The organism is Sphingomonas sp. 7/4-4 (genome assembly GCF_027941955.1).
GTDB lineage: Bacteria > Pseudomonadota > Alphaproteobacteria > Sphingomonadales > Sphingomonadaceae > Sphingomonas.
Genome location: NZ_CP115960.1, coordinates 2,939,642 through 2,952,177 on the forward strand (window position 1 = coordinate 2,939,642; position 12,536 = coordinate 2,952,177).

Here is a 12,536-nt window from a genome sequence, read left to right on the forward strand (position 1 = left end):
CCTCAGTCGAGCGGGCCGAAGCCGCCCAGCCCTTTCAGATATTGCGCGCGCACGGTGATCTGGCCGCCGGCGGCCGGAATGTTGACCAGCGCCTGACGCACCTTCGGGCGGCTGCGGCCGAGCCGCTGGTTGCTCGGGAAGCCGGCGCCGTCCTGCCAGAAGTTGAACTTGTTCTTACCATCGCGATCGTGGGTGAACAGCAAGGCCCATTGCCCGGCGCTCGGCGCGCGGATGCACAAAGTGACCGGGCCTGAGGCGGGCATCTGCGACCAGACGCGGCGCATCTGCTTGCCCTCCGCCTTGATCGTGCGATCGTCCTTGAGGAAATCCTCCTCGTTGCCCGGATAGAGTTCGAGCTTGAGACGGCCGCTGCGATCCTTGAGGCCGGTCACGTTGACATAGAGCTTGGGCCCCACGCCGTGCGCGCACGAACCGTCGATCGGATCCTGCGCGCGCGCCGCGCCGGGCAGCGCCAGCGCAGCAAGCGCGAGGGAGAGAAGCGGAGCGGATCATTTCTTGTTCCTCGTGACCAGCGCATGGACGCTGAAGGCTGCGATCAGCGCGACGTGCGCGAGCAGCGTCAGCGCCGCGATCAGCGCCATCAGTTCGGAGAGCGCTTCGCCTTGTCCGATCACGACGCCGGCGATCGTCGCGAAGGCGACTTCCTTGTTGGGGACGAGCGGCAGGCGCCAGACGAGCAGGCGTCCGGCGGCCATCAGCAGCCAGAAGCCCACCGAGACCTGCGGCAGCGCGAAATGCCAGGCGACCGCGATGAGAAACGAACCGGTCAGGATACGCACGCAATGGACGCCGAAGATCCACCACAAGGTGCCGCGCGGCAGCGAGAAGACACGCCGCGAGAAGATCATGAAGGGCAGCGAGGTGGCGACGATGATCGCGATCGATCCCCATACCCAATTCTGCTGGACATGGGTGAGCAGGCCCATGCCGAACGGCGCGGCGAGCAGGATCATCGCCAGCGTGACCATGTTGCCGGCGATCGCCGACAGGATCGTCACATCCTTCACGGCGCCGAAGGGCGCTGCCACCATCTGGGTACGTTGCCGCGCCCAGGCGTAGAAATAGGCCTCGCCTGAATAGCCGACCAGCACTTCATTCGAGATGCGCTTCTTGTGGAGCGCGGCCATGCCGGCGAGCGGGATGTTCCACAGCCGCCTGAAGATCACATAGTCGAAGGTCGGCGGCCCGAGATAATATAGCGCGAAGGCCAGATAGAAGAATGGGCTGGTCGGCAGCCGCCGTGAAAGCCCGGCAAGCCCCGAATCGAACAGCTCGTGCGCCAGTGCGCCGATCATCAGCAGCGTCAGCGCGCCGCCCAGCAGCATCGGCCAGCGGCGCGTGATTTTTCGACGGGTTCGAGGCCCGCAAGGTCCGGCGCGCTCCCCAATGGAGCTTCGACAGCGCTGGTGTTCACCGAAGCCTCCACTGCTGGTTCATTCACTGGGTCATTTCCGATGCAGACACGTCAAAACAAATTTCGCTTTGTTTCCGCGTCTTGCATCGCCTCCCCGATATGCGCGCCCGTGCGGAGGTGGCGGATTGACAGCAGATTGCGGTTTATTGCGGGGGCGATTTGGGCCTAAGAGTGGCAATCCGCAAGGGCATATGTTGCACCGCACCTATTCCGAAACCGCGCAGCACATCCTAACCTGCGCCCAAACCATGCGCGGCGGCGGGGTCGAACGCGCACTGCTGCGCATGGCCGAAGGGTGGCTTCGCGAGGGCCGGCGCGTGACGCTGGTGCTCGGCAGCGAAGAAGGGCCGCTGGCCGCCGAGATCCCTGCGGGCATCGAATTGATCCGGCTCGGCGACGCCCGCTATTCGGCGCTGTTCGCGCTCGCCGGGCATGCCCGCGCGACCGCTCCGGACCTGATCTTCTGCCCCGGCAATCACTATAGCGCCGTCGCGGCGATGGCCCGGCTGCGCCTCGGCCGCGCATCGCCGCCGATCGTCGCCAAGGTTTCGAACGCACTGATCCGACCCGAGCAGGGCCGCATCGCCGCCTGGGCCTATCGGCGCTGGCTGCGGCTTCATCCGCGCTTCCTCGACCATGTCGTGGCGATGACTCCGGCGATGGCGGCGGAGGCGAGGGCCGAGATGGGGATGCCGGCCGATCGAGTGAGCGTCATCGCCAATCCGCCTGCACTGCGGCGTCCCGATGCCGCGCCGGTGAAGCTGCCTGACGGCCGCTACATCATCGGCGTCGGCCGGCTCGAGCCCCAGAAGCGCTGGGACCGGCTGATCGCCGCACTTCCCCATATCGCCGACAGGCACGTGAAGCTCCTGATCCTCGGCGAAGGCGGCGCGCGGGCAGCCCTTGAAGCGCAGGTAGCGGCGCTGGGCCTCACCGCGCGGGTCTCGATGCCCGGCCACGTCGGCGATCCGCTCCCCGCGCTTGCCGGAGCGACCGTGGCGGTACTCACGTCGGACTATGAAGGCGTTCCCGGGGTGCTTCGCGAGGCCTTGTCGGTGGGAACCCCGGTGATCTCGACCGAGTCGAGCGTCGCCGTCCGCGAGATCATCACTCTGCCCGAACACGGAATGGTCATTCCCCGCGAGGATCCCGAAACGCTGGTCGCGGCGCTAGACCATTGGCTGAACCCGGCCGCCATCCGTCCCTCTCCCGTCGCCGCCGCCGGCGATCCGATCGCGGAATATCTCGCATTGTTCGACCAACTGGCCGCTGCCCGCCACACCTGAATCGTGCTCCGGCGAAGGCCGGAGCCTAGGGTAGCGGGTACCATGCTCGCCCACGCTCTGGCCTGCGCCGGAGCACGGATTCAGCGCAGCCGGTAGCGGAGGCCCAGCCACAGCGTCCGCGGCGTCGCCCGCTCGATCACGCCCGGCCCGCTGATCCCCGCCTCGACCCGCGCATCTGCGAGGTTCTCGGCGCGTCCCTCCACGCTCAGGTTTCGGGTGAGCGGCAGTGCGGCAACCGCGTCGAAGGTGAGCGCATCGGCGAGCTCGCGGCTGTTCTGGTCGTCCTCATACTGAGGCGAGGCATAACGCGCAGTGAGCGACGCACCGAGATCGCCGCGATGCCAGGCCAAGGTCGCCGAGGCTTGATGCGTGGCGGTCTGCGCCGGGCGAAGATCGTCGAGCGCGGCGGCGCTGCCCGATGCGCGGACGCGTGCATCTACAAACGCATATGACGCACCGATGCTGAGGGGCCCGCTTTCGAACCTGCCGTCCAGCTCGATACCGCGCGCCTCGACTGCATCGAGGTTCTGGCGCTGGCGATAGACGCCCGCCGCAGAGACGAAGCCGACTCCCGCAAAGGTGCCCGGCCCCTGGCGAGCGTGACATTGGCGATCGCATCGTCGAGCCGGTTCCAATAGCCGGTGGCGCGCAGCGTCAATTGCGGGACCGGACGCCAGTCGACACCGATCTCGGCACCGCTCAGCCGTTCGGGATCGAGCGCGGCGTTGGCGGCGGTCGCGTCGGCACCGACGCGGAACGGGCGGTACAATTCGTTGAGCGTGGGAAGCCGCCAGCCGCGATAGGCCGCGGCGCGCAAGGTGACGGGCCCGGCTGCGAACGCTGCCCCGACCCGTCCGGTCGCTTCGGTTCCGCTGCGATCGGCAAAGGCCATGTCGGTCAGCGCCGCCCCGCCTGCAAGCGGCCGCTCGACCAGCGAACCCTTGGTGATCGTCCAGCGATCGAGCCGCCCGCCGGCATTGAGCGTGAGCGCCCCTGCTTCGTAGCTCGCGTCGGCGAATCCGCCGATCGTAGTGCTTTCGCCTCCGGCGACCCGGCGGCGCGTCGGCGCGCGGGAGACGAAGGTGTAGAGCTCCTGCGTCCGGCCCGAGACATGCCGGACATCGCTGCCCAGCCGGAGCGTGATTCCGTTGCCGATCGGGGGTGCGATCTCGATGCGCCCGCCGACCCCCGTGGCCGGGACATTATATTGATCGAGCGTCGCAGTCGCCGTGGTGCGCGCATCGTCGACGCTGGCGAAACCGCTCGCGAACTGGCGGGTCTGGACATAGCCGAGCACCGACCATCCCCAATCGCCGCGCTTGACCAACCGGATGCTGGCATCGGCACCGTCGCTGGCGACGCGGGTGAAATCGACTCCGCGGTCGCGCCGGTCGGTGAAGCCCGAGACATTGGCCTGGAGTTCGGCGCCGCCGATGTCGACGACGCTGCGCAGCGCGAGGCTGGCCTGCTCGTACGGCGCGGCGCGATCGGCGGGGCCGCGATCCTCCTCGACCACGGGGATGAAGCCGTCGCCGCGCGCATATTGCCCGGCGAGCGTGACGAAGCCGGTGCCGAGCGTTGCCGAGGCCAATGCCGTCGCGTCGACGCTGTCGCGGCTGCCATAGGCCGCGCGGAGCCGGAGGGCGCCGAGATCGGCGGGCGATCCGCTGGTCAGGTCGATCGTGCCGGCGAGCGCGCCCGGCCCGGCATAGCCACTGCCCCCGCCGCGCGTGATGCGGACCGAAGCGAGCCGTTCGGGCAGATAGGCCGGGAACGCCACCCAGCCGCCGAACGGATCAGCCTGCGGCACACCATCGAGCATCACCAGCGCCCGGCTCGACGCATTGCCGCCGAGCCCGCGCAGCGTCACTCCCTGGCTGGTCGGATGCGCCGAGCGCGAATCGGAGCGGCGGAATTGCGCCACACCGGCGGCGTCGCGAAGCGCGTCCTCCAGCCGGTTGCTGGCGGTGGAAGTCAGCCGTTCGCGTTCGATGGTGACGATGTCGTACGCGGCTTCGCCGGGCGGCGCATCCAGTCCCCGGCCGGTGACCAGGATCTCGTTCGGATCGGTCTGCGCCAGCGCGGGCGTGGCGAGCAACAGACCCGCCCCGACGCCGAATCGCCTCATTGGGGCGCCACGCGGTCCGGATGCGCGGCGGCGAAGGCCTCGATCTCCTGTGCCGCCGCATCGGCGCGAACCAGCTTGGGGAACGCGTCGATCGAGGCGCCGAAGCGGCGCGCATTGAACATCTGGGGGACGAGGAACACGTCGGCGATATAGGGCGTGGCGCCGCCGAGGAACGGGCCGTCTCCCATCATTGCTTCCAATGCGGCGAAACCCTCGGCGATCCAGTGGCGCGTCCATTCGTCGCGTGCGTCGTCCTCGATGCCCATCGCCTTGAGTCGCCGCATCACGCGCAGATTGTTGAGCGGATGGGTGTCGGCGGCGATCACCAGCGCCTGCGCCATCGCCGCGGCGCGGGCATCGGGATCGGCAGGGATCAGCCGCGGCTCCGGATAGCGCGCATCGAGCCACTCGATGATGGCGAGGCTCTGGGTCAGCACCTTGCCGTCGATCTCGAGCGCGGGAACGAAGCCCTGCGGATTGAGCGCGAGATGCTCGGGGCTGCGCTGCTCGTTCTCGAGCAGCATCACCTCGCGCCTTTCATACGCGACATGCTTCAGGTTGAGCGCGATACGGACACGATAGGCCGCGGACGAGCGAAAATAGTCATGGAGCAGCATGGGACCTCCCCGGGGTGGCTCAAGTAACGGGGGTTGCCCCGGCGGTTCCGCGATGGTTGCGGCGACGGTGTCGCGGTGGCGCACCCGCCAGTGGAAGGCGCGAGGCTCCCTGTCCTGCGCCTTCGCGGCGCGCTCGGCCTCGCTTTCGAGCGCGACCTTGATCATCGCGACGATCGGATCGGCGAGCGCCAGCCCCATGAAGCCGAACAGGGTGCTAGCGAGGATCTGCGCCGAGAGCGTGAGCGCGGGCGGCAGATCGACCGTCTTCTTGGCGACCAATGGGATCAGCACATAACCGTCGAAGGTCTGCACGCCGAAATAGACTGCGATCGCCCAGAAGCCGGTATCGGTTCCCGCACTGAACCCCACCGAGATCATCAGCACCCCGCTGACGAACGCGCCGATATTGGGGATGAAGGCGAGGATGCCGGTGATGATCCCGAGCAGCAGCGCCATCGGCACGCCGGCGATCGACAGCAGGATCCACGTCACCACGCCTTCGAACACCATGCCGAGCAGGCGCCCCGCGAGCAGCACGCGCAGCATCCGCGCCATCCGGCCGATCGTCACCGAGAAATCGTCGCGCGCGGCGACGGGCACCATCCATTGCAGCCCGCGCTCATAGATGCGCGGCTCGATCGCGACGAACAGGCCGATCGAAAGCACCATCAACAGGCTCGCGCCGGCGCCGAGCACCGATCCCACCGCGGAGGTCAGCCGCCCGATCGATCCGAGCGCCTGCTGCGCCATGCTGGTAATGTCGGCGCGTCCGGGCATCAGCCCCAGCCCCGAGATCCACTCGACGACGCGGTTGCCCTGGACTTCCAGCGTGGTGCGGAGCTGCTCGGCCTGCAGCGCGATCTGGACTCCGGTCAGATAGAAGACGCTGCCGATGAAGCCGAGCACGAACAATACGACGATCAGCAGCCGCAGCCCGCGCGGGATCGGCAGCACGCGGCCGAGCAGCCGCACGCCGCCGTCCAGCATCGACGCGACGACGAGTCCGCCGAAGATGATCAGCAGCGGCTGGATCAGCAGCACTACCAAGGCAACGCCGATGCCCAGCCCGAACCATACCGACGCCCGCTTCAGCTCGGCGCGCACGATCGGATCGCGCAGTTCGTTGGGGCCGGGCTCCTGCACGACCCGGATACCTTCGCTGTGCGGAGACTCGGCGGTCATTTGGCCTCCTGTGTCGGGTGGAGCGACGTGCCGGCGCGCCCCGAACGGAACGACGCCGGCCAGCTCAGGGGATTCCAGCTCGCGCTGCCGTCCAGCGAGAAGGTGATGAACTCGGCGCGGCCGCCGATATTCTCCCACGGCACCGGCCCGCCCAGCCCGTTCTGCGCGATCGAGAAGCGGCTGTCGGCGCTGTTGTCGCGATTGTCGCCCATCAGGAACACGCGGTCCTTCGGCACGCGGATCTCGGCGAAATTGTCGCCCGGGCTCCAGCCGAGATCGACGGTGTCGTAGGAACGGCCATTGGGCAGCGTCTCGCGCACGATCGGCAAGCGGCAATAGGCCTTGCCGTCGGCGCCGCGGACCAGCCGGTCGCGATAATGGTCGGCGTCGCAGCGGGTATTGGCGTCGACCGGAATGTCGCGCGTGCCCGTGGCGCGGCGCGGGACCGCCTTGCCGTTCAGATAGACCACGCCTTCGCGCACCGCGATCGTGTCGCCCGGCAGCCCGATCACGCGCTTGATATAGTCGGTCTCGGTGCCTGGCGGCGTCACGATCACCACGTCGCCGCGCTTCGGCAGGCTGCCGAACAGCCGGCCGGGCATAAACGGCAGCAGGTGGAAGGTCGGCGTAACGAAGCTGTAGCCATAGGGATATTTGGTGACGACCAACCGATCGCCGACCAGCAGCCCCGGCATCATCGATTCGGACGGGATGTAGAAGGGCTTGGCGACGAGGCTGTGAAAGCCGAGCACGGCCAGCACCAGCCAGAATATGCCGCGCAATTCGGCCCACCAATCGGTGCCCCGGCGGGTCTCGGCCGCGTCCTCGTACAAACCCTCTTCGTGCGTCAACGCCAACTCATCCGCGACCAAGGTCATCAATCGTCCTTCCCGACCGCGATCGCCTCGATCATCACGCAGGCGAACGCCCAGGGATGATCGTCGGTCAGGGTGAGATGCACCTTCGCGACGTGGCCGTCGGGAGTGAGGGCGTCAAGCCTTGCCTTCGCTCCGCCGGTCAACGCCAGCGTCGGCGCCCCCGATGGCGCATTGACGACACCGATGTCCTTCAGGAACACGCCCTGCTTGAACCCGGTTCCGACCGCCTTGGAAAACGCCTCCTTGGCGGCGAAGCGCTTGGCCAAAGTCGCGGCGTAATTGTGCGGCCGGCGCGCGGCCTTCTTGATCTCGATCTCGGTGAAGGCGCGCTGCTCGAAACGGGCGCCGAAGCGGTCGAGCGAGGACTGGATCCGCTCGATGTTGCAGAGGTCGGAACCGAGACCGAGGATCACCGCGCCGAATCCATCAGCGCGCGCATGCGCTGCACCACCGGTGCCAGCCCCTCGAAGATCGCTTCGCCGATCAGGAAATGGCCGATGTTGAGCTCCATCACCTGCGGGATCGCGGCGATGGGGACGACATTGTCGAAGGTCAGGCCGTGACCCGCATGCGGCTCGAGCCCGGCCTTGGCGGCGAGGGCGGCGGCGTCGGCGATGCGGCGCAGCTCGCCGGCGCGCTCTTCCTCGGCCAGTTCGCAGTAACGCCCGGTGTGAAGCTCGACGACGGGCGCCCCGAGGCGGAGCGCCGCGTCGATCTGGCGCTCGTCGGGCTCGATGAACAGCGAGACACGGCTGCCGTTTTCACGCAATTTCGCCACCATCGGCGCGAGGTGATTGTGCTGGCCGGCGGCGTCGAGACCGCCCTCGGTGGTGCGCTCCTCGCGCTTTTCGGGGACGATGCAGACGGCGTGCGGGCGATGGCGCAGCGCGATCGCGAGCATCTCTTCGGTGGCCGCCATTTCGAGATTGAGCGGGATCGTCAGCTCGGCGGAGAGCCGGGCGATGTCGTCGTCGGTGATGTGGCGGCGATCCTCGCGCAGATGCGCGGTGATGCCGTCGGCACCGGCCTCGGCGGCGAGCAGGGCCGCACGCACCGGATCGGGATAGCCCGATCCGCGCGCATTCCGCACGGTCGCCACGTGATCGATGTTGAGGCCGAGGCGAAGTCTGTTGGTCATCAACCCCTCCGTTCGTGTCGAGCGAAGTCGAGACACATTGGCGAGCGCTTCGGATGCGTTTCTCGACTGCGCTCGAAACGAACGGCGGAAGGGTGGCAGATTTGCTTCATGCGCTCGCCCGGCTTCCCGGCTTGATCGCCGGGATCGCTGCGAGCTCGGGCGGCAGCGCGTCGGGTTCGTAGGTGGGAACGTCGAGCTGGAGCAGCGAGAAGAACGGCACTTCGAACACTGCATTGCCGCCCGAGCGATCGACCAGCGACGCCATCGCGATCACCTGGCCGCCGGCTTCCTCGATCGCCCTGATCGCCTCGCGCGAGGAGAGGCCCGTGGTGACGACGTCCTCCATCATCAGCACTTTCTGGCCGGCCGCGAGACGAAAACCGCGGCGCAGCTCGAAGGTGCCGGTGGGGCGTTCGACGAACATCGCCTCGACGCCGAGCGCACGCGCCATTTCGTGCCCGGCGATAACCCCGCCCATCGCCGGCGACACCACTGCCGTGATCTGCGCGCGAAGATCGGCGGGGATGCGCGCGGCGAGCGCCTCGGCCAGCCGGCTCCCGCGCTTCGGATCCATCAGCACCCGCGCACACTGGAGGTAACGCGAGCTTCTGAGCCCCGAGGAAAGGATGAAATGACCCTCGAGCAGCGCGTCCGCGGCGCGGAACTCCTCCAGAATCTCGTCTCGGGTCAACGCAGGCACTCCTTCAGCTCCAGGCGGCGGCACTCTTAAGGGGGCACCCCGTCACCGCAACGGCCATGCAAAAAGGGTTGAGAATGGGGTCGAGCGGGGTATAGGCCCCTGACTCGGTTCCTTTCCTTTTTCTCTCGCCTACGGCGCAGCCACGCGAACAGGGTGAATATACAAGATGCGCATGCTTGGGTTGACTTCGATTGTCCTGGCAGCGGGGCTGGCGCTTGGGGCGCCCGGCCACGCCCAGGAGCCCGCCGCCGCACCTGCGGCAAACGCCACGGCGCCTGAGGCGACCGTCGCTCCGGCGCCCGCGGTCGCGGCGACTCCGGCACCCGTCGCGGCGGCGACCCCGCGGTCGCCGATCCGACGCTCGATGCGTCGGGCAAGCCGTTGCTCGGCCCGTCGACGACGATCGGGCAGCCGCAGGACGCGCTCTACGGCCTGCAGGAGCAGGTCACGCCCAATGGCCGCGAGGCGCACTGGTTCCACAACGTGATCCTCGTGCCGCTGATCACGATCATCTCGCTATTCGTGCTCGTGCTGCTGATCTGGGTGATCATCCGCTATCGCCGCGGCGCCAACCCGACGCCGTCGCGCACCAGCCACAACACCGCGATCGAGATCGCCTGGACGCTGGTGCCGGTGCTGATCCTGATCGCGATCGCCGTCCCCTCGATCAAGCTGCTCGCCGCGCAGTTCAAGCCCGCGCCGGACAATGCGGTGACGCTCAAGGCGATCGGGAACCAGTGGTTCTGGAGCTATGAATATCCCGATCACGGCGACATCAAGCTGACCGCCAACATGCTCAAGGAGCAGACCGAAGTCCCCGCCGGTCAGCGCTACCGCACTGATGTAGACGGGCCCCGCCTGCTCGCGACCGACCAGCGCGTCGTGCTGCCGGTCGGCGTGCCGATCCGCCTGATCACCACTGCGCAGGACGTGATCCACAGCTGGGCGGTCCCCGCCTTCTGGATCAAGCTCGACGCCGTTCCCGGCCGCCTCAACGAGACCAGCTTCATCATCGAGAAGCCGGGCCTCTATTTCGGCCAGTGCTCGGAGCTGTGCGGTGCGCGCCACGCGTACATGCCGATCGCAGTCGAGGCAGTGAGCCCCGAAGTGTTCGCGCGCTGGGTCGCATCGAAGGGCGGCAAGATGCCGGCCCCGAAGGGTGCCGCCGCTGCGCCGGCACCCGGCAACGAGGCGGCTCCTGCCGAAACCAACGCCGCCGAGCCGGCAGCCACCAACGAAGCCGCGGCCGACAACGCCGCCGCCGGCAACACGACGGGCAACTGAGACCATGACCGACACCGCCGTTCCCTACGCCGCGCATGCCGATCATGCGCATGACCATCACGATGCCGACCATAAGCCGGGCTTCTTCGCCCGCTGGTTCATGTCCACCAATCACAAGGACATCGGCACGCTCTATCTGATCTTCGCGATCATCGCCGGCATCATCGGCGGCGGCATCTCGGGCCTGATGCGCGCCGAGCTGATGCACCCGGGCATCCAGTATCTGCCGACCTGGCTCGCCTATCTGCACGGCGGCGGCCACAGCCTCGACGACGCGCTCCACTTCTGGAACGTGCTGATCACTGCGCACGGCCTGATCATGGTGTTCTTCATGGTCATGCCGGCGATGATCGGCGGCTTCGGCAACTGGTTCGTCCCGATCATGATCGGTGCGCCGGACATGGCGTTCCCGCGCATGAACAACATCTCGTTCTGGCTGCTGATCCCGGCATTCACCCTGCTCCTCGCCTCGCCGTTCGTCGGCGTCGGCGCAGGCACGGGCTGGACGGTCTACGCCCCGCTCTCGACCTATGGCGAGCCCGGGCCGTCGGTGGACATGGCGATCCTGTCGCTCCACTTGGCGGGCGCCAGCTCGATCCTCGGCGCGATCAACTTCATCACCACTATCTTCAACATGCGCGCGCCGGGCATGACCCTGCACAAGATGCCGCTGTTCGTGTGGTCGGTGCTGATCACTGCCTTCCTGCTGCTGCTGGCGCTGCCGGTGCTGGCTGCTGCAATCACCATGCTGCTGACCGACCGCAATTTCGGCACGGCGTTCTACGATCCCGCTTATGGCGGCGATCCGATCCTCTACCAGCACCTCTTCTGGTTCTTCGGCCACCCCGAAGTGTACATCATGATCCTGCCGGGCTTCGGCATGGTCAGCCAGATCGTCTCCACCTTCAGCCGCAAGCCGGTATTCGGCTATCTCGGCATGGCCTATGCCATGGTCGCGATCGGCCTGGTCGGCTTCGTGGTCTGGGCGCACCACATGTTCACCACCGGGCTTTCGGTGACCGTGAAGATGTACTTCACCGCGGCGACGATGGTGATCGCGGTGCCCACGGGCGTGAAGATCTTCTCGTGGATCGCGACGATGTGGGGCGGCTCGCTGAGCTTCAAGACGCCGATGCTCTGGTCGCTGGGCTTCATCTTCATGTTCACCGTCGGCGGTGTGACCGGCGTCGTGCTCGCCAACGGCGGCGTCGACGACTATATGCAGGACACCTATTACGTCGTCGCGCACTTCCACTATGTGCTGTCGCTCGGCGCGGTGTTCTCGCTGTTCGCCGGCTTCTATTACTGGTTCCCGAAGATTTCGGGCCGGATGTACAACGAGCTGCTCGGCCAGCTGCACTTCTGGGTGTTCTTCATCGGCGTGAACGTGATGTTCTTCCCGATGCACTTCCTCGGGCTGCAGGGCATGCCGCGCCGCATTCCGGACTACACCGAGCAATACGCGCACTGGAACCAGGTCGCGACCTATGGCTACATGATCATGTTCGCCGGTGTGGTGATCTTCTTCATCAACATCATCTGGTCACTGATCGCGGGCAAGAAGGCGGAAGCCAATCCGTGGGGCGAAGGCGCGACGACGCTGGAATGGACCCTGTCCAGCCCGCCGCCGTTCCACCAGTTCGAGACGCTGCCGGTGATCGACGGCAACGCGCACCACTAAGCATTCGCCGAAAGGCAGACGCAAGCGCCCCGGGGAAACTCCGGGGCGTTTTCGTTTGGGCGCTGGCGAACTGTATTGCCCTTGTGAGGCACAAGGCCGCACGATACCTTCGTGATGCGATTCCATCGCGGGAGAATGCAAAATGCGCCTCGTCTTGCTCGGCCGGGTCATCGCGCTGGTCGCGATCGCCGCACCCTCCTCGGCGCA

Annotated in this window: 12 protein-coding genes and 1 pseudogene; 3 read left to right on the forward strand and 10 right to left on the reverse strand. The window is 67.1% G+C overall.

All coding sequences use genetic code 11. From position 1 onward, the window contains the following. Positions 1-2: 2 nt before the first annotated feature. Together PIB19_RS14820 and PIB19_RS14825 are read right to left on the reverse strand one after the other, a co-directional pair. The gene (locus PIB19_RS14820) at positions 3-416 is read right to left on the reverse strand and encodes a DUF2141 domain-containing protein (RefSeq protein ID WP_336297154.1); all 414 of its coding nucleotides are present in this window, start codon (positions 414-416) and stop codon (positions 3-5) included. A 93-nt stretch (positions 417-509) separates the two neighbouring features. After that, on the reverse strand, positions 510-1,346 hold the full coding sequence (locus PIB19_RS14825) for a hypothetical protein (protein WP_336297155.1): 837 nt from the start codon (positions 1,344-1,346) through the stop codon (positions 510-512). Between the two features lie 283 nt (positions 1,347-1,629). Here PIB19_RS14825 and PIB19_RS14830 point away from each other — a divergent pair, with 283 nt between their 5' ends. Further along, the gene (locus PIB19_RS14830; RefSeq protein ID WP_271237989.1) at positions 1,630-2,721 is read left to right on the forward strand and encodes a glycosyltransferase; all 1,092 of its coding nucleotides are present in this window, start codon (positions 1,630-1,632) and stop codon (positions 2,719-2,721) included. A gap of 80 nt (positions 2,722-2,801) precedes the next feature. Here PIB19_RS14830 and PIB19_RS23110 read toward each other — a convergent pair whose 3' ends face one another. From PIB19_RS23110 to pyrE, 8 genes and pseudogenes are all read right to left on the reverse strand, one after another. Beyond that, positions 2,802-3,221 (reverse strand): TonB-dependent receptor domain-containing protein, encoded by a 420-nt coding sequence (locus tag PIB19_RS23110; RefSeq protein ID WP_336297334.1) that lies wholly within the window; start codon positions 3,219-3,221, stop codon positions 2,802-2,804. Next, positions 3,158-4,849, reverse strand: coding sequence for a TonB-dependent receptor plug domain-containing protein (locus tag PIB19_RS14835; protein ID WP_336297156.1), 1,692 nt, complete (start codon positions 4,847-4,849; stop codon positions 3,158-3,160). Before PIB19_RS14835 ends, PIB19_RS23110 begins: the two co-directional genes overlap by 64 nt. Beyond that, positions 4,846-5,466, reverse strand: a complete 621-nt coding sequence (gene maiA, locus PIB19_RS14840; RefSeq protein WP_271241001.1) for a maleylacetoacetate isomerase — start codon at positions 5,464-5,466, stop codon at positions 4,846-4,848. Before maiA ends, PIB19_RS14835 begins: the two co-directional genes overlap by 4 nt. Before the next feature lie 114 nt (positions 5,467-5,580). Continuing rightward, a pseudogene (locus PIB19_RS14845) lies at positions 5,581-6,648 on the reverse strand (AI-2E family transporter); the annotation flags it as partial. Continuing rightward, positions 6,645-7,526, reverse strand: coding sequence for a signal peptidase I (gene lepB / locus PIB19_RS14850; RefSeq protein ID WP_271237990.1), 882 nt, complete (start codon positions 7,524-7,526; stop codon positions 6,645-6,647). The pseudogene PIB19_RS14845 and the gene lepB, both read right to left, overlap by 4 nt. Continuing rightward, positions 7,526-7,939, reverse strand: coding sequence for a holo-ACP synthase (acpS, locus tag PIB19_RS14855; RefSeq protein WP_271237991.1), 414 nt, complete (start codon positions 7,937-7,939; stop codon positions 7,526-7,528). Before acpS ends, lepB begins: the two co-directional genes overlap by 1 nt. Further along, on the reverse strand, positions 7,936-8,664 hold the full coding sequence (locus PIB19_RS14860) for a pyridoxine 5'-phosphate synthase (protein ID WP_271237992.1): 729 nt from the start codon (positions 8,662-8,664) through the stop codon (positions 7,936-7,938). Before PIB19_RS14860 ends, acpS begins: the two co-directional genes overlap by 4 nt. A gap of 106 nt (positions 8,665-8,770) precedes the next feature. Further along, on the reverse strand, positions 8,771-9,355 hold the full coding sequence (pyrE, locus tag PIB19_RS14865) for an orotate phosphoribosyltransferase (RefSeq protein ID WP_271237993.1): 585 nt from the start codon (positions 9,353-9,355) through the stop codon (positions 8,771-8,773). Positions 9,356-9,745: 390 nt separating this feature from the next. Here pyrE and coxB point away from each other — a divergent pair, with 390 nt between their 5' ends. Next, positions 9,746-10,648: a cytochrome c oxidase subunit II gene (gene coxB, locus PIB19_RS14870; protein WP_443018622.1), complete on the forward strand. Its 903-nt coding sequence runs from the start codon at positions 9,746-9,748 to the stop codon at positions 10,646-10,648. A 4-nt stretch (positions 10,649-10,652) separates the two neighbouring features. Continuing rightward, the gene (gene ctaD, locus PIB19_RS14875; RefSeq protein WP_271237994.1) at positions 10,653-12,329 is read left to right on the forward strand and encodes a cytochrome c oxidase subunit I; all 1,677 of its coding nucleotides are present in this window, start codon (positions 10,653-10,655) and stop codon (positions 12,327-12,329) included. Positions 12,330-12,536: the final 207 nt, after the last annotated feature.